Annotated in this window: 15 protein-coding genes; 7 read left to right on the forward strand and 8 right to left on the reverse strand. The window is 69.9% G+C overall.

The window, feature by feature from the left end; translation table 11 throughout:
* Positions 1–132: 132 nt before the first annotated feature.
* Positions 133–2,739, forward strand: a complete 2,607-nt coding sequence (locus ACWIBS_RS08130) for a penicillin acylase family protein (protein ID WP_376129315.1) — start codon at positions 133–135, stop codon at positions 2,737–2,739.
* Between the two features lie 13 nt (positions 2,740–2,752).
* On the opposite strand, the gene mnhG is transcribed toward ACWIBS_RS08130, so the two are convergent.
* From mnhG to ACWIBS_RS08165, 7 genes are all read right to left on the reverse strand, one after another.
* The gene (gene mnhG / locus ACWIBS_RS08135; protein ID WP_376129317.1) at positions 2,753–3,115 is read right to left on the reverse strand and encodes a monovalent cation/H(+) antiporter subunit G; all 363 of its coding nucleotides are present in this window, start codon (positions 3,113–3,115) and stop codon (positions 2,753–2,755) included.
* Positions 3,112–3,381, reverse strand: coding sequence for a monovalent cation/H+ antiporter complex subunit F (locus ACWIBS_RS08140; protein WP_376129319.1), 270 nt, complete (start codon positions 3,379–3,381; stop codon positions 3,112–3,114). Before ACWIBS_RS08140 ends, mnhG begins: the two co-directional genes overlap by 4 nt.
* On the reverse strand, positions 3,378–3,962 hold the full coding sequence (locus ACWIBS_RS08145) for a Na+/H+ antiporter subunit E (RefSeq protein WP_376129320.1): 585 nt from the start codon (positions 3,960–3,962) through the stop codon (positions 3,378–3,380). The genes ACWIBS_RS08140 and ACWIBS_RS08145 overlap by 4 nt, the downstream gene beginning before the upstream one ends.
* Positions 3,959–5,521, reverse strand: a complete 1,563-nt coding sequence (locus ACWIBS_RS08150) for a Na+/H+ antiporter subunit D (protein ID WP_376129322.1) — start codon at positions 5,519–5,521, stop codon at positions 3,959–3,961. Before ACWIBS_RS08150 ends, ACWIBS_RS08145 begins: the two co-directional genes overlap by 4 nt.
* Positions 5,518–6,081 (reverse strand): Na(+)/H(+) antiporter subunit C, encoded by a 564-nt coding sequence (locus tag ACWIBS_RS08155; RefSeq protein ID WP_376129323.1) that lies wholly within the window; start codon positions 6,079–6,081, stop codon positions 5,518–5,520. Before ACWIBS_RS08155 ends, ACWIBS_RS08150 begins: the two co-directional genes overlap by 4 nt.
* Entirely contained in the window at positions 6,081–9,113 is a 3,033-nt protein-coding gene (locus ACWIBS_RS08160) for a Na+/H+ antiporter subunit A (protein WP_376129325.1), read from the reverse strand. Before ACWIBS_RS08160 ends, ACWIBS_RS08155 begins: the two co-directional genes overlap by 1 nt.
* 113 nt (positions 9,114–9,226) lie before the next feature.
* Positions 9,227–10,270 carry a LacI family DNA-binding transcriptional regulator gene (locus ACWIBS_RS08165; protein ID WP_376129327.1) on the reverse strand — a complete coding sequence of 348 codons (1,044 nt, stop codon included), beginning with the start codon at positions 10,268–10,270 and terminating at the stop codon, positions 9,227–9,229.
* Positions 10,271–10,329: 59 nt separating this feature from the next.
* Between ACWIBS_RS08165 and ACWIBS_RS08170 the strand changes: the two genes are divergently transcribed.
* The 5 genes from ACWIBS_RS08170 (at position 10,330) to ACWIBS_RS08190 (ending at position 16,507) form a co-directional block, all read left to right on the forward strand.
* Entirely contained in the window at positions 10,330–11,556 is a 1,227-nt protein-coding gene (locus ACWIBS_RS08170) for an MFS transporter (RefSeq protein ID WP_376129329.1), read from the forward strand.
* 201 nt (positions 11,557–11,757) lie between these two features.
* Positions 11,758–12,453: an endonuclease NucS gene (nucS, locus tag ACWIBS_RS08175; RefSeq protein WP_376129331.1), complete on the forward strand. Its 696-nt coding sequence runs from the start codon at positions 11,758–11,760 to the stop codon at positions 12,451–12,453.
* A gap of 17 nt (positions 12,454–12,470) precedes the next feature.
* A complete protein-coding gene (locus ACWIBS_RS08180; protein WP_376129332.1) occupies positions 12,471–13,154 on the forward strand; it encodes an HAD hydrolase-like protein in 684 nt (227 codons plus the stop codon).
* On the forward strand, positions 13,147–14,421 hold the full coding sequence (locus ACWIBS_RS08185; protein WP_376129334.1) for a hypothetical protein: 1,275 nt from the start codon (positions 13,147–13,149) through the stop codon (positions 14,419–14,421). The genes ACWIBS_RS08180 and ACWIBS_RS08185 overlap by 8 nt, the downstream gene beginning before the upstream one ends.
* A gap of 4 nt (positions 14,422–14,425) precedes the next feature.
* Positions 14,426–16,507 (forward strand): bifunctional lysylphosphatidylglycerol flippase/synthetase MprF, encoded by a 2,082-nt coding sequence (locus ACWIBS_RS08190; RefSeq protein WP_376129335.1) that lies wholly within the window; start codon positions 14,426–14,428, stop codon positions 16,505–16,507.
* A gap of 51 nt (positions 16,508–16,558) precedes the next feature.
* On the opposite strand, the gene ACWIBS_RS08195 is transcribed toward ACWIBS_RS08190, so the two are convergent.
* On the reverse strand, positions 16,559–16,765 hold the full coding sequence (locus ACWIBS_RS08195) for a cold-shock protein (protein ID WP_376129336.1): 207 nt from the start codon (positions 16,763–16,765) through the stop codon (positions 16,559–16,561).
* A gap of 259 nt (positions 16,766–17,024) precedes the next feature.
* On the opposite strand from ACWIBS_RS08195, the gene ACWIBS_RS08200 reads away from it, so the two are divergent.
* Entirely contained in the window at positions 17,025–17,663 is a 639-nt protein-coding gene (locus ACWIBS_RS08200; protein WP_376129368.1) for a GntR family transcriptional regulator, read from the forward strand.

The following is a 17,663-nucleotide window of genomic DNA, read 5'->3' on the forward strand; positions in this document are numbered from 1 at the left end:
TCATCCGGATTATTCGACGCCTCGCGTCGGTGGGGTTACGATTCTCGACGGTGACACCGACCCGAAAGGTGGCACCGAGGCTCGTCGTGGATGACACGGCGTACCTGCTGCCCGAGCCGTGGAGAGCCTTCGATGACGAGTACCGTCAGTGACCCCGTCGTTTCCGACGACGGCGTGCCCGAGCCCGCGAAGCGACGTCGATCCGTCGGTCGCATCGTCGGCAGGAGCGTCTTCGGCGTCATCGCCGGCGTGACGATCATCGCCCTCATCGCGGCGGGAGCGCTCGTGTGGACGATCCAGCGCTCGTTCCCCCAGCGCGACGGTGTCATCGAGGTGCCCGGCATCGCCGCCGACGTCACGGTGCAGCGCGATGACCTGGGTATCCCCGTCATCACCGCCTCGAGCACCGACGACCTGCTCTTCGCGCAGGGCTACGTGCACGCGCAGGACCGCTTCTGGGAGATGGACTTCCGCCGGCACGTCACGAGCGGACGCGTCGCCGAGCTGTTCGGCGAGTCGCAGCTGGGCACCGACAGATTCCTGCGCACCCTCGGCTGGCGCGCGATCGCCGAGCAAGAGGTCGACGCGCTCGATGAGACCACGCGCAGCTATTACGACGCCTATGCCGAGGGCGTCAACGCCTACCTCGCCGACAACGACGGCGCCGACGCGTCGTTCGAGTACGCCGTGCTCGGACTGCAGAACCCCGACTACGAGATCGAGCCGTGGACCCCGGCCGACTCGGTCGCGTGGCTCAAGGCCATGGCCTGGGACCTCCGCTCGAACCTCGAGGACGAGACGACACGCGCGCTCCTGGCGACCGAGCTCGACGAAGAGCAGCTGGTCGAGCTCTACCCCGGCTATCCGTTCGACCGCAATCCCGTGATCGTGCCCACGATCTCCGAGGTTCCGGCGCCGACCGCCGATGCCGACGACGAGGTCGCGATCGCGACGGCATCGGTGCAGTGGACCGAAGGGGACGGCGTCGTCGAGGCCGTCGCTGCGCTCGTCGGCGACACGGGCGAGGGAATCGGCTCGAACTCGTGGGTCGTCTCCGGCGAACTCACCGAGAGCGGCATGCCGCTGCTGGCCAACGACCCCCACCTCGGTGCCGCGCTGCCGAGCGTGTGGCACCAGATCGCACTGCGCTGCGACACGGTCACCGTCGACTGCCCGTTCGACGTCGCGGGCTTCGGCTTCTCCGGCGTGCCGGGGGTCATCATCGGGCACAACGATCGCATCGCGTGGGGCTTCACGAACCTCACGACCGACGTCGCCGACCTGTTCATCGAGAAGATCGAGGGCGATCAGTACTGGCGCGACGGCGAGCTCCTGCCCCTCGAGGAGCGCACCGAGACCATCGAGGTCGCCGGCGGCGACGACGTCGAGCTCGTCATCCGCTCTACGGGGCACGGACCGATCGTGTCGGGCCTGACCGACGACTTCACCGGCATCGCCACCGACCCCCGTGTCGGCGACGGCGCGGCACCGACGGATGCACCCGACGGCGAGTACGCCGTCTCGCTGGAGTGGACCGCGCTGAGCCCGGGCACGACGGCGACGGCGATCTTCGAGCTCAACCTCGCCCAGGACTTCGAGCAGTTCCGCCGCGCGGCATCGCTCTTCGACGTGCCGGCCCAGAACCTCGTCTACGCCGACGTCGACGGCAACATCGGCTACCAGACGCCCGGCCGCCTGCCCATCCGCGGCGCGGGTGACGGCTGGCTCCCGCAGCCGGGGTGGGACTCGGCCTACGACTGGCAGGGTTACATCCCGTTCGAGGACCTGCCCGTCGTCTTCAATCCGCCCGAGGGCTACATCGTGACGGCCAACAACGCCGTCGTCGACGACGACTACGAGTACTTCCTCACGCGCGACTGGGACTACGGCTGGCGTGCGGCCCGCATCACACACCTCATCGAGCGCAAATCGGCCGAGAGCGAGCTGACGCTCGAAGACATGCGCAGCATCCAGGCCGACAACGAGTTCTTCATGGGCAAGCGTCTCGCCGCCGCGTTCCACGACCTGTCGACGGGCCGTCAGGGACCCGATGCCGCCCTCGAGCTGATGCGCTCGTGGGACGCCCAGAACGACGCCGACTCGGCGGCCGCCGCCTACGCGAACGTGCTGTGGGACGAACTCGTGCAGAACCTGTTCGTGCGCGGGCGCGACGACGACCTTCCCGTCGCCGGTCAGGGCCGGCTGTTCCTTCTCGTCGACGAGATCCTGCGGGATCCGCAGTCCGAGTGGTGGCAGAACGACGCCCTCGACGTCTCGACCCGTACGGCGATGCTCACGCGCACGGCCGAGGACGCGTACGAGCGCCTGGTCGAACTGCAGACCGACAACCCGTCACGCTGGAACTGGGGAGCCCTGCACGCGCTCCCGCTGCGCAGCGAGACGTTCGGCTCGTCGGGCATCGCGCCGATCGAGATGCTGTTCAACCGCGGGCCCTACCCCGTGGGCGGCGGCGCGTCGGTCGTCAATGCGACGGGCTGGGATCTCGGCGTCGACTTCGCGACCGTGACGGTGCCCTCGATGCGCATGGTGATCGACCTCGACGACTTCGACGCCTCGCGGTGGAACCACCTCACCGGCGCGAGCGGACACGCGTTCCACCCGAACTACGTCGATCAGACCGCGGCCTGGCAGCAGGTCGCCCTGACGCCGTGGGCCTTCAGCCCCGATGCCGTCGACGCCGCAGCGACGCACACCCTCACGCTGACACCTGCCGCGTGACGGATGCCGCCGGTCAGCCTCCCGCGGCCGGCGGCGTCTGCCGCGACTCGGCGAGCTCGTCGGTGTACAGCGAGCGCTGCGCGATCGTGCCGTTGCGGTAGGCCTGGCGCGCGACCATGTGCGCCGACAGCGGCGCCGTCGCGAGCTGGATCAGCACGATCGGCGCGAGGAAGGCCACGACGGGCCACGAGCGCAGCGACAGGGCGATCGCGAGGCAGATGAGGATGAGGCCGAGCACCTGCGGCTTGGTCGCGGCGTGCAGTCGCGTGGGCACATCGCGGAACCGCAGGATGCCGATCGCCGCGGTGAGGCACAGCAGCGCACCGATGAGGATCAGCACGAACACCGCGATGTCGAGCCACTGGTCGCCGGTCATGAGCTCTGTCCATCCCTTCTCGCGACGAACCGCGCGATCGCGATGGAGCCGAACACGCCCACGGCGGCGATGATGAGCAGCACGGGAAGTGTGCGCGTGTGCTGGTTGATCGCCATGTCCGCGCCGAGCATGCACATGACGAGGGTCATGAGCACGTCGGATGCGACGGCTCGGTCGAGGATCGACGGTCCGACGATGACGCGCCACAGCGTCAGCAGGGCCGACACGGCGAAGATGACGTAGATGAGGATGAGGAGGGCGGTCATACGGTGCCTCCGATCGGGGTCGGGCGGGCGGCATCCCGGATCTTCTCGACCTGCGCACGGGATCCCACGGCCTTGACGATGCGGCGCTCCCAGGCGTACACGTCCTGACGCTGCTTCTCGACGTCGGCGGCGCTGCGGACCCCGATGACGTGCAGATAGAGGATGCCGCGATCGCGGTCGGCGTCGATGATGAGCGACCCCGGAATGAGCGAGCACGTGACGGCCGTGTGCGTCATGATGAGGTCGTCGTCGACGACCATCGGCACCGCGATGATCGCGGCCCCCGGCTGGCGGCGCGGGTCGATCACCTGCCACGCGACGATGAGCGAGCCGGCGACGACGGCGATCACGAACGACACGACGAAGACGAGGCCGTACCAGAGGTTGATGCGTCCGGACAGCTCGACCGGCGGCAGGCGGAATGCCCGCGTGACGACGATCGCCGCCACGAGCCCGGTGACGAACGAGACCCACGTGAACTGGCCCCACAGCAGCATCCACAGGGCGATGAGCCAGATGAAGAAGGGCAGTTGGCGCCAGAGCTGGAAGAGCACGGAGGCGGGACGGGAGTCGGGGCTCACTGCTGCGCCTCCTCGCTCAGCTCGACGATCGTCACGGTGCCCATCAGCTGCTCTCCCGCGCGGGCGCACAGCGCGTACAGCGGTCCGGCGAACACCGTCAGCGCGACCGTGACGGCGACCATGCCGGCCGTTGCCGTCGTCATGATCCGCGGGATGACGCGGCGCTCGGTCTGCAGCTTCGCGGCCGGCGCACCGCCGAGGTAGGACACCCGGGCTTCGACCTCGGCTTCGGCGAACTCGTCGTCTTCGCGCCAGAAGGCGAGGTTCCACGCACGCATGAGGGCGTAGAGCGTGAGCAGGCTCGTCACGACGCCGCTCACGATCAGCATCATCATGAGGGGTGTGCCCACCTGCGCGGCGGCGTCGAAGAGGGCGAACTTGCCGATGAAGCCCGAGAACGGCGGCAGACCGCCCAGGTTGACGGCGGGGATGAAGTACAGCACTGCGATGACGGGTGCCGCGCGCATGAGCCCCTTGACGCGCAGGATCGACGTGCTCCCCGCCCGGCGTTCGATGAGTCCGACCGCGAGGAACAGGGTCGTCTGCACGACGATGTGGTGGACGATGTAGTAGATCGTCGCGCCGATCGCCAGTGGCGTCGCTATCGCGAGGCCGAAGATCATGTAGCCGATATGGCTCACGAGCGTGAACGACAGGATGCGTTTCAGCTCGGCCTGCGCGAGCGCACCCAGGACGCCGATGATCATCGTGAGCAGCGCCACGATCAGCAGCAGCACATTGACGTCGTTGTCGCGGAACAGCAGCGTCTCCGTGCGGATGAGCGCGTAGACGCCCACTTTCGTGAGCAGACCCGCGAAGACGGCCGTCACCGGTGCGGGGGCGGTCGGATACGAGTCGGGCAGCCAGAACGACAGCGGGAAGACGGCGGCCTTGATGCTGAACGCCACGAGCAGCAGCAGGTGCAGCACGAGCTGCGTCTCCTGTGGGAGCTCCCCCATCCGCTCGGCGATCTGCACCATGTTCACGGTGCCGAGGGCGCCGTAGATCATCGCGATCGCGGCGAGGAAGAGGATCGACGAGACGAGCGAGACGACGATGTAGACGACGCCCGTGCGGATCCGCGACTCGGTCGAGCCGAGCGTGATGAGCACGTACGACGCGACGAGCAGGATCTCGAAGCCGACGTAGAGGTTGAACAGGTCCCCGGCGATGAAGGCGTTGAAGATGCCGGCGCCGAGGATCAGGTACGACGGGTGGAAGATCGAGACGGGAGTGTCGTCGTCGTTGTCGGCGGCGCCCTGACCGACCGAGAAGAGCAGGACCGCCAGCAGGACGAGGCTCGAGATGGCCACGAGCAGGGCGGCGAGCGTGTCGACGTAGAGCACGATCCCGAACGGGATCGGCCAGCCGCCCACCGACACGGCGATCGGCTGGTCGGTCAGGTCGACGGTGACCAACAGCACCGCGGCGATGGCGAAGACGAGCGTGAACGTCACGATCGACACGACGACCTGCGTCTTGCGATGACGACCGGCGATGAGCGCGACGGCCGCCCCGAGCAGGGGCAGCGTCACCAGGAGGGGGACGAGGGCGCTCATTCGCCGTCACCTCCCGTCGGGCGACGGCCCGGCCGGTTGAGCGGGGCGTCGTCGTTCAGCCCCGGCACATCGCGACTGCCGAGCACCGTGATGGGCGCCGTATCGGTGCCGATGAAGTCGGTGGTCACGTCGTCGTCTTCGTCCTCGATCTCGGTCTCGTCGTCGAGCACGTCCTCGGCAGCGGCGCTGCGTTCGCGCACCTCGACGTCGGCCTCGTCGTCTTGCACCGTGTCGGCCTGGCCGAGCTGCCACGACCGGTAGATGAGGGCGAGGAGGAAGGCCGAGACGGCGAACGTGATGACGATGGCGGTCAGCGTGAGGGCCTGCGGCAGCGGGTCCGACATCTCGTCGGCCGAATCGGCGGCACCGTAAAACGGTGCGGCGCCGGGCCTTCCCATCACGATGAGAAGCAGCAGGTTCGCCGCGTTCCCCAGCAGCAGGAATCCGATGAGCACGCGCGTCAGGCTGCGCTCGAGCATCGCGTACACGCCGCACGCGAACAGCGCCGCCATGATGACGATGAGCACGAGGCTCACGTCATAGCCACCGGAGTTGCCCATCAGGCGTTCACCCCCTGCGCGCGCGGTCCCTGAGCCGGTCCACCCGGTCCACCCGGTCCCTGAGCCGGTCGAAGGGCCTGCAGCTGGCGGTCGACCTCGGCGCCGAGGCTGCGCAGCACGTCGAGTACGAGTCCGATCACGACGAGATAGACCCCGACGTCGAAGAGCGTCGACGTGACGAACTCGATGTGGCCGAACAGCACCACGTCGGCTTCGAAGATGGTGCTCGTCAGGGGCGCCTGACCGAAGAACAGCGGCACGATGGCGCACCCCACGGCGAGCGTCATCCCGATGCCGAGCAGTCGCCCGGCGTCGGTGGGCGCCGCGGCGCCCAGTTCGTAGCGCCCGCCGGCGACGTATCGCATGACGAGCGCCATGCCCGCCACGAGCCCACCGGCGAACCCGCCGCCCGGAAGGTTGTGACCGGCGAACAGCAGGTACAGCGACACGATGATGATCGTGTGGAAGAGGATCCTCACGATGACCTCGAGCATCATCGACCGGTCCTCGGGCTTGACTCGCTGCCCGCCGACGAGCCACGCCTGGCGCCGGCCCGACGTCGCCGCCGTGCGCGGACGAACGCCCTCGTCCGTCTCGACGAGCGGGCGGCGTGTGCGATTCGAGAACGCGGGCAGCGCCGTCACGAGCGAGAGCGTGTCGGCGCGGTGCGTCACGAAGACGAGGGATGCCACACCGGTCGCGGCGAGGATGAGCACCGACAGTTCGCCCATCGTGTCCCACCCGCGCAGATCGACGAGGGCGACGTTGACGACGTTCTGACCGTGACCGATGTCGTACGCGAGGTCGGGGAACTCGGTCGAGATGGGCAGGTAGTCGCGCGCGCCGGTCGCGATGAGTGCGACCGCGGCCATCGTGAGACCGACCGCGATGGCCAGGACCGCACGGATCACCGGCTGCACCGAGGCGTTGTGCTCGCCCATGCGCGAGGGGATGCGTCGCAGCACGAGGGCGAAGGCGATGAGGGTCACCGTCTCGACGAGGATCTGGGTCAGGGCGAGATCGGGAGCACCGCTCGTGCCGAACAGCAGGACCATGCCGAAGCCGGTGACCGAGACGAGAACGACGCCCGTGTACCGCTTGCGGGCGCGCACCGCGATGATGCCGGCGATGATCATGAGGGGCGCGACGACGAGCTGCATCGGCGTGTGCCACCCGTCGATGCTGATGACCCAGTCCCCGCCCATGACGAGCGCCGTCGTCTCGGCGGCGATGAGCACGACGAAGATCGTGCCGACGTACACGGGAAGGGATCCCCGCTGGGTCAGGCTCGTCGTCAGCACAGACAGTCGTGCGACACCGCGCAGCACGCCGTTGTAGACGTCGGCCGCCGTGAAGGGCAGCACCCGTCGCGTCCATCCGCGCTTGGTGACCCAGAACAGCAGGAACCCGAACACGAGCGTGCCGATCGAGATCCACAGCGCCGGTTCGAAGCCGTGCCACAGGGCGAGGTGCGCGACGTCCGCGGGCGGTGTGATCCCCGGTGTCGCCCGTGGCGCCAGATCGGCGTAGCCCGACAGGGCGAGGTCGAGGAACGGTGCCGCCAGGCCGGTGACGAGCGTCAGCGCGGCAAGGAGAGCTGGAGCGAGCACGAAGCCGACCGGCGGATGGGGCCACTCCGTACGCGGCATCGCGACGGCGTCGGAGCGGCGTGCGCTCCGCGAGGCCCCGCGCGGAGCATCGGCGTCCGCCGGAACGGACACGGGCTCCTTCTTCGTCCAGAACGCGCCCCAGATGAAGCGGATGCCGTAGGCGGCGGTGACGGCGGAGCCCAGTGACATGCCCACGAGGGCGACGATGCCCCACGCCTCTCCCGCCGTCGCCTCGTAGAGCAGGCCCGCGAGCGCGCCCTCTTTCGAGACGAAGCCGATCGTGGGAACCATGCCGACCATCGACGCGACCGCGACGATCGCGGCGGTCGCGAGCGCGGGCGCCTGGCGGCCGACACCGCTCAGTTCGCGGATGTCGCGCGTCGACAGCTGTCGATCGATCACGCCGACGATGAGGAACAGCGACGACTTGAACAGGGCGTGGCTGATGAGCAGAGCGAGGCCTGCCAGCGCCGCATCCCGCGTGCCGTAGCCGAGCACGAGCGTCAGCAGTCCCAGCTGACTCACCGTGCCGAACGCGAGGATGCGCTTGAGGTCTGTCTCGCGCAGCGCCTGGATGCCGCCGAGCAGCATCGTGAACACGCCCAGACTGATGACGATCGGGCGCCACGTCGGAGCCATCGCGAAGATCGGCGCGAACAGGGCGATGAGGTAGATGCCCGCCTTCACCATCGCCGCCGCGTGCAGGTAGGCGCTGACCGGCGTCGGGGCGGCCATGGCGCCGGGCAGCCAGAAGTGGAACGGGAAGATCGCGGACTTGCTCAGCGCGCCGACGAGGATCAGCACGAGCGCCGTGTTCACGAGGGCGCCGGTGGGCGCCTCGGCGAGGATCAGAGAGATGCTCGAGGTCCCGGCGTGGACGACCAGCAGCACGACGCCGATCAGCATGACCAGCCCGCCGAGCGTCGTCACCAGCAGCGCCTGCAGGGCGGCTCGACGGCTCGCACCGCGCCTGTTGTAGTAGCCGATCAGCAGGTAGGACAGCACGCTCGTGAGCTCCCAGAACATCACGAGCACGACGAGATCGTCCGTGAGCACGAGCCCGTACATCGCTCCGGCGAACGCGAGCAGGACGGCGCAGAACTGGCCGAGGCCCTCGCTCTTGCCCGCGAAGTACCACCGGCAGTAGAACATCACGAGCGCGCCGACGCCCGTCACGATGAGCGTCATGACCCACGAGAGGGCGTCCATCCGCAGCGACAGGACGATCCCGAGCGACGGGATCCAGTCGTATGCCTCGAACGGAATTCCTCCGGCGAGCACTGTCGGCGCCTGCAGCGCCGCGTGGACGAACGCGCCGGTCGGCAACAGCGCCGCAGCGAAGAACGCGCGGGGACCGATGCGGTGCACGAGCCACGGCAGCAGAATCGGGACGATCGCGAACGCGCCGAGGATGAGCAGCAAGGGCGGCCCTCCTCAGAGTCGTCGGGCGGGGTGTTCCCGCGGGCGGCTGGGGCGATCGAAGTGTCGGTCAAGTCTAACGGCGCGAGATTCGTCCCCGAACCGCATTGTGCGATTCAGGCCCGCGCGATCGCGGTCGTGTTCCCTTCGCGGAACACGCAGGTGAAGCGCAGGGATGCCGCCTCGCGGCCCTCGAGCAGAGCGGCGACGGCGCGTCCGGCGCTGCGCCCCTTCTCGGTCGCCGGCTGAACGAGCGTCGTGAGCACGTAGGGCGCGAGCCCGTCGACCACGATCCCGTCGAAGCCCGTCACGCTGACGTCCTCCGGCACGCGCAGCCCCGCTTCCTCAGCGGCACGGATGATGCCCGCCGCGAGAAGATCGCTCTGCGCGATGACGGCGGTCGGCCGCGCGTCGGCGAAGATCGCCCGCCCGGCCACGAGCCCCTCGTCGATCGAGCTCGCTGCTGCCGAGTAGGCGGCGGCATCCGGGAACACGTCGCGCGCGCCGGCGAGACGGTCCCGCGTCACCTCGATCACGATGCGGATGTCGGGCGCGATCCAGCCGCCGGTCCACCCGGGTCGGACGGGGAGCGTGACGATCCGGACGTCGGTGTGGCCGAGGCCGCGCACGTGGCTCGCGGCGTGGCGCTGCGCCTCGCGATCGTCGAGCCCGATGCGCGGCACCCCCGCGCCGGCATCGCCCTCGATCACGACGACCGGGATGCCGCGGGAGCGGACGACGTCGAGGGATTCCCGCAGCAGCCCGCTGCAGCCGATCAGGACGGCCGCGTCGATCGGCGCCGTCGTGAGCGACGGTCCGACGGCAGCGGGATCGGCGTGATCTCGCAGCAGCAGCAGGCCCGCGCCGAGCCCCGCCACGCCGTCGGCCAGGCCGTCCATCGTGAGGGTCTTGACCGGATCGAGGAACGCCGTGCCCAGATGCTCTTCGAAGACGACGCCGACGATGCCCGAGCGCCCCGTGCGCAGCGAGGCCGCCCGCGGGTCGGGTCCCGTGTACCCGAGTCGCTCTGCCGCATCGAGCACGCGTCGGCGGGTGGCGTCCGAGACGGGGGTCTTGCCGCTGAACACGACCGAGGCCGTCGACGGCGAGACGCCTGCCTCGCGCGCGACGTCGGCGATGGTCGGGCGACGCGTGCTCATGTCCGACCGATCGTAGCCTGACGCCCCCTCGCGTCGAAACGATTCGATACAGTATTCCGATGAAGATGACGCCCGCCCGCCGCGAACTGGTCAACTGGCGCAACGCGATCTTCGCGATCTTCTTCGCGACGGGGCTCGGGTTCGCCACGTGGGCATCGCGCATCCCGTCGGTCAAGACAGGGCTGGCGATCAACGACTTCCAGGTCGGCATCCTGCTGTTCGTCCTGGGCGCCGCGTCGCTCGTCGGACTCTCGCTCGCCAACCTCGTGCTGGCGCAGTGGGGCGCGCGCCGCGGCCTGCTCGCCGGTCTCGTGACCTTCGGGGTGGGCCTGGCCATCGTGGGAGTGGGGGTCGACGTCGTGCCCTCCTACTCCGTCACGGCGGTCGGGCTCGCGGTGATGGGCTTCGGCATGGCCGCCACCGACATCATGATGAACGTCGAGGGCGCCGCCAACGAGCAGGGGCTCGGGCGCACCATGATGCCGCTGTTCCACGCGCTGTTCAGTCTCGGCACGGTCGCTGGAGCCGGCATCGGCGTCGGCATGACCGCGTGGGGGGTCGGTGTCGCCGCGCACCTGTGGAGCCTCGGGGCGATCGTCGTCGCCACGGCCGCCGTCGCCGTGCGATTCGTCCCGCGGCGCACGCGCGGCGAGGTCGTCGGCGCCGACGACGCGCGCGGGTCGCGCCGCGAACGGCTCACTGCGGCCCTGGCCGTCTGGCGCGAGCCGCGCATCTACTTCATCGGACTCATCATGCTCGGCATGGCCTTCGCCGAGGGCGGCGCCAACGACTGGCTGCCCCTCGCCGTCGTCGACGGGCACGCCGGCACCGAGGCGCAGGGCGCGATCGCCCTCACAGTTTTCTCGGTCGCGATGACGGTCGTGCGCGCCGTGGGCGGTCCGCTCGTCGACCGCTTCGGGCGGGTCTGGACGCTGCGCATCCTCGCCATCGCCGCGGCCGGCGGGCTCACCCTGTTCATCCTCGCCCCGAACCTGCCGCTCGCCCTCGTCGGCGTCGCGCTGTGGGGCATCGGTGCGTCGCTCGGCTTCCCCCTCGGCATGTCTGCGGCGGCCGACGACCCCACCAGAGCGGCGGCGTCGGTGAGCGCGGCCGCGACGATCGGCTACGTGGCCTTCCTCTGCGGGCCGCCCGTGCTCGGCTGGATCAGTCATCAGGTCGGCCTGCTGCCGACCCTGTGGATCCTCGTCGGACTCATCGTTCTGTCGGGCCTCGCCTCGGGTGCCGCCAAGCCCATCGCCGGGTCGCGGGTCGGCGCCGGGCACTGACGGCGCATCCCCCGGGTCGGCGCGGCGGCGGCCGCCGGTGCCCGCGGGGTCAGACCTCGGCCGCCCCCGCGGCGAGCGCGACGGCGTGGGTCATCGGGATCCTCGGCTTTCTCGTCGCCCGCAGCGCCGCCGTCGAACTCGGACTGTTCGACGGGATCGGCATCTGACGAACCCCGCCGGCAGCGGCATTAGGCTCGTCGGGTGCGTCTTGTCATTGCCCGCTGCTCCGTGGATTACACCGGTCGACTCAACGCGCACCTGCCCCTCGCGACGCGCCTGCTCGTGCACAAGGGCGACGGCTCGCTGCTCGTGCACTCGGACGGCGGCTCGTACAAGCCGCTCAACTGGATGTCGCCGCCGTGCGCCCTGACGGTCGAGATCCCCGACGAGGATTCGGCGAGCGCGGGCGTGCTCGAGCACTGGCGCGTCACGCACGCCAAGTCGGGTGACTCGCTGCTCGTGCGCATCTACGAGATCGTGCACGACTCGTCGCACGAACTCGGTATCGATCCGGGACTGCAGAAGGACGGCGTCGAAGCAGACCTGCAGCGCCTGCTCGCCGAACAGGTCGATGTCATCGGCGACGGCGTGTCGCTCGTGCGGCGCGAGTTCCCCACCGCGATCGGCCCCGTCGATCTTCTGCTGCGCGATCCCGCCGGCGGCACGATCGCGGTCGAGGTCAAGCGCCGCGGCGACATCGACGGGGTCGAACAGCTGACGCGCTACCTCGAGCTGCTCGGACGCGACCCGCACCTCGCCCCCGTGTCGGGCGTCTTCGCGGCGCAGGAGATCAAGCCGCAGGCCCGCGTGCTCGCCACCGACCGCGGCATCCGCTGCGTCACGCTGGACTACGAGGGCATGAAGGGCATCGAGTCCGGCGCACCCCGGTTGTTCTGACACCTAGGGTGGTTCGTATGCCGAGCCGACCACCGTGGAGTTGCGTCCTGTGGGACGTCGACGGAACCATCGTGGACGCGTCCGAGGGCATCCTGCGCCGGCTCACGATCACGCTCGAGCACTTCGGTCGCACACCCCCGACGCGCGACGAGCTCGCGCATTGGATCGGTCCGCCGCAGTTCGACTCGTTCCAGGACAACGTCGGCATGAGCCCCGCCGAAGCCGCAGAGGCCGTCGAGTTCTACCGGGAGCTGGCGCACCGCGAGGGCTACACCTCGGGCGCCACGCTCATCCCCGGCATGGCCGAGCTGATCGCCGACCTCGCAGCGATCGGCGTCCCGCAGGCCACCGCGTCATCCAAGCCCGAGATCCAGGTCATCGCGCTCATGGAGCACTTCGGCCTCGCCTCGCACGTGCGCACCCTCGTCGGCGCGACGCCCGATGAGCGCACGCTCGCGACGAAGTCGGACGTCGTGGGCGAAGCCCTGCGGCGCCTGCGAGAGCTCGGCGTCGACACGAGCCGTCCCGTGCTCATCGGCGATCGGCACCACGACATCGAGGGCGCAGCCGACCACGACGTGCCGGTCATCTTCGTGCGCTGGGGCTTCAGCTGGCCGCACGAGGCCGACGGCGCGGCAGAGGTCGTCCACGATGTCGCGGCACTGCGCGCCCTGCTTCTGGTCGACTCCGCCGATGACTGAGCCGCTGGGCTGGATCATCCCCGCCCTCGTCGTGTTCGGGGCCGCGGCGCTCGGCGTCGTCGCCGCCGCGTGGGCCCTGCGGCGCGCGCAGCGGTCGCCGCGAGCCCGCGCTGCCGCCGAACAGGTGCGCGGACGGGCGGGCGCGGTGCTGGTCCGGCTCGACGATGCCGTCGACGAGCTCGATCTCGAGGTGGGCCTGTCGGGCGCGCTGTACGGCGGAGGCGCGCCGGCCTCACTGCGGCGAGCGCGCATGACTGCGCAGCACGTGCGCGACGCATCGTTCGAGGAGTACCGCGCGCTCACCGGCGACACGGTCGCCCCCGACGAGATGCGCCGGGCCGCGACACGGATCGAGCGCCGTGCGACGGCGGCTCTCGCGGGCGTCGAGGCGGCTCGCGCCGACCACGCCGCCTGGACGAAGGCGCACGTGTCGGCCGAGACCCAGGTCGAGGCGGCGCGGGCACGCCTGCGCGAGCTGCGCACCACGATGGGTGACCCCGATGCCCTCGTCGCGGACCTGTCGGCCCGTTTCGCCGAGGGCGAGTGGGCGGCGGCGGCCCGCTCCGCCCGAGCGGCGACCGAGGGCGCTGACGAGGTGGAGCACCTGCTCGCCCGGGCCGCCGCGGACGCGCAGGACCCCACCCGTTCGGCCCTGGCCGATCTGGCCGCCGCCGAGCGCCGGCTGCGCGCAGCCGAGACGGACGCGCGCAGCCTCGAAGAATCGCACCGGCTCGTGCACCAGGCGGCGCTCGCCCTGCCCGGCGAATTCGAGTCGGCCCGCAACGCCGTACGCGGTGCGCTGACGACGCGGGTGCGCCTCGACCCCGACGCCGCCGCGCGGCTCGGAGCCGAACTGCGCGCCATCGACGCAGCGCTGTCGGACCTCGAGACGGATGCCGCGCGTCACCCCACCCGTTCGGTCGACGCCATCGCGCGCCTGCGCGGTCGGCTCGACCTCGCCCTCGGCGACGCCTGGACGGCGCAGCAGCGGCTGCGCGGCGCCCGCACCGCCCTGCCCGGGACGCTCGCGGCCGCGCGCGCCGCGCTCGTCGCAGCGGAAGCATCCGTCACGCGCGCCCGCGCCGGGGCGGAGGCCCGCACACGACTGCTGTCGGCACAGGCCGAACTCGCGAACGCGCGACAGTCCGCCGACCCGGTCGCAGCGCTCGACGCCGCGCGCCGCGCGATGCGCGACGCCGAAGACGCCAAGGCCCTCGCCGATCACGATCGGCTCGCCGAGGCGTCCGCGCCCCGCTCGCTATCGTGAAGGCATGGATGCCGCTACGAGAACGACTCCGCTGACGCTCGTCCTCACGTTCGTCCGGCGCATTCCGGCGACGCTGACGCTCATCGGGCTGATCCTCGCGGTCGGCGTGGTCTTCGCGGGCCTGTGGTCGCCGTTCGAAGACACGGCCCTGTTCGAGCGCGTCGGCTATGGCCTGCCGGCCTTCAGCGACGGGCTGTGGTGGACGCCGCTGACGGGCACGTTCTTCGTCAATCAGCCCTGGGTGTACCTCTTCACGATCGGCGGCTTCTGGGGCATGGCGTACCTGGAGTACAAGCGCGGGTCCGTCGTCGCGCTCGCGTACTTCTGGGTCGGTCAGCTCTTCGCCATCTTCGCCTCGGCGCTGCTGCTGTGGCTCTTCTCCTTCGCACAGTGGGAATGGGCGCAGACCGAGGCTGCGCTGACCGACGTCGGTGCATCCGGGGGCACGATGGCGTGCATCGCGGCGGCGATCGGCCTGTTCGCACCGCCGTGGCGCGTACGGGGGTGGCTCGTGCTGCTGTCGTTCATCTTCGTCGCGATGCTGTTCTGGGGAAATCTGGCCGACCTCGAGCACACTCTCGCGGTTCTTCTCGTGCTGTTCGCCGACCGCTCGCTGCGCCTGCAGCGGCAGACCGTGCGCGAGCAGCGGCTCGTCGCCTTCATCGCGGTCATCGTGCTCGGCACGATCGAGATCATCACGCTGCTCGTGCCCACGAACGGGCCCTTCGGCGGCACGGAACCCGCGTCGGGCGGGTTCATCGACGTCGCGATCGACGTCGTGGTGATCGGCGTCATCGCCCACTTCCTGCGCAAGGGCCGCCGCTGGGCGTGGATCCTCAGTCTCGTTCTGGCGACGTTCAACATCCTCGTCGGCGCCCTCGTGCTCGTCGCGATCATCATCACGACGCAGGCACACATCGAAGGCCTCATCGACGCCGAGACCGAACTGGCCCTCGCAAGCGGCATCCTCTGGCTGCTTCTGCTCGTCTATCTGATCTCCGTGCGCGGTGCCTTCCGCTCCCGCCGCACGTCGCGGATCGGACAGGCACCGGCGCCCGACGTCGACGACGTGAAGGAGATGCTCCGCACACACGGCGGGGGGACCCTCTCCTGGATGACGACGTGGGACGGCAACACCTACGCCCGAACGTCGCGCGGAATCGTGGCGTACCAGCGCCGCGCCGGCGTCGCCCTCGCCCTCGCGGATCCGCTCGGCCCGGTGGCATCCCGACCCGAGAGCGTCCGCGAGTTCATCGCCGCGGCGGAAGCGGCGGGCCTCGCGCCCTGCTTCTTCAGCGCGAGCGACGCGACGCGCGACGCCGTGCCCGAGGGATGGCGCAGCCTCGTCGTCGCCGACGACACGATCGTCGATCTTCCCGGTCTCGCGTTCACGGGCAAGGCCTGGGCCGCCGTGCGCGGCGCGCTGAACCGCGCCGAGCGCGAGGAGATCACCTTCCGGATGACGCGACTCGTCGACGAGCCGTGGGGCATCCGCCAGCAGCTCCGCGCGATCTCGGAGATGTGGGTCGGCGACAAGGGACTTCCCGAGATGGGCTTCACGCTCGGAACCCTCACCGAGGCCGAGGATCCCGAAGTGCGCGTCGCGCTCGCGATGTCCCCGCAGGGCGACGTCGACGGGTTCCTCTCGTGGCTGCCCGTATACGGGGATGACGGGCGCGTGCGCGGCTGGACGCTCGACCTCATGCGACGCCGTGAGGGCGGCTTCGGTCCCGTCATGGAATTCTTGATCGGCGCGTCGGCGAAGCTCTTCTCCGAAGAGGGCGCCGAGATCATGTCACTGTCGGGAGCGCCGCTCGCTCACGACTATCCGCCGGATGCCGGCGCCATCGCCGTGCTGTCCGAACGTCTCGCTGAGGCACTCGAGCCGGTGTACGGTTTTCGCTCGCTGCACCGGTTCAAGGAGAAGTTCCACCCGCGCTACGAGACGATGCACCTGCTGTTCCGTGACGAGAGCGACCTCACCCGCATCGGCGCGGGCCTGACCCGCGCCTTCCTCCCCGACGCGACACTGCGCCAGTTCGCAGGAGCAGGCCTGGAACTCGTGCGCGGAGACCGCAGCACGTGAACATCGTCTGAGGATGCGCGGCGCGACATCGCCGCGCCGCGCATCCGCGAGTCAGACGGGGCGGATGTTCTCCGCCTGCAGGCCCTTGGGGCCCTGCGCGATCTCGAACTCGACGCGCTGGTTCTCCTCGAGCGAACGGTAGCCGCTCGACTCGATGGCGGTGTAGTGCGCGAAGACGTCAGCGCCGCCCTCGTCGGGAGCGATGAAGCCGAAGCCCTTCTCCGAGTTGAACCACTTGACAGTACCTTGCGTGCTCATGAAATGCCGTTCCTTGCGTGCTCGCGCGACCTGCGCGGGTCGATTGACACGCTAACGAAGAGCGGCGACACGCGGGATTAGCGTGACACAAATGTTGCAGACGCCATCGGACGCCCGGGCCGAGCGGAGCTCAAAGCCCGGGCGTCGACGGATCCCCCCGGATACGTCACGCCGAAGCGCGACATCCACACTCTACCGATTTACCGGCGCTGCAGAAGCGGCGCCCTCCCCGCGCACCGGACGTACACTTGGCGCAGTGATGGCCACCCCTCTGCTTCCGCTCCGCCCGCGCGCAACGGTGCTCGGCGATGAGGTCTACGCGACCCTCAGCGAGGCGATCCTCGACGGCACCCTCCGACCGGGTCAACGGTTGCGCGATCAGGAGCTCGCCGGGAGCCTCGGTGTCTCGCGGACCCCCGTGCGCGAAGCGCTGCAACGCCTCGAGCGCATCGGTCTCGTCGAGATCGCACCGAACCGCTACACACGCGTCTCCGTGCCCGATCCGGAGTTCCTCGGGGACACCGACGAGTTCGTCGCCTATATGCTCGGAAACTGCCTGCGGATCGCGCTCGGCCGGATCGATGACGACGCGCTCGCGAGCGCCGTCGGTCTGGTGGGCGACGTCGTGTCGGCGTCGCGGGCCGACGATCACGCGGGCGTCATGCACGCCACGACGGCTTTCTTCCAGTTCGTCGTCACGGCCACCGGGAACGTCGTCTTCCTCACCGTGCTGCGCGAGGCGGAGACGGTCATCCGGCGAAACCTCGCGGCGTGGCATCCGTTCATCGCATGCCCCGTCGAGCGCACGGCGTCGTACGAGAGGCTGCGAGAGGCGATCGCCGCGCGCGACAGCGTTCTCGCCGAATCGCTCGTGCGAGAGCTGCACGGGTTCTCGTAA

Source organism: Microbacterium sp. NPDC055442, assembly GCF_053644215.1.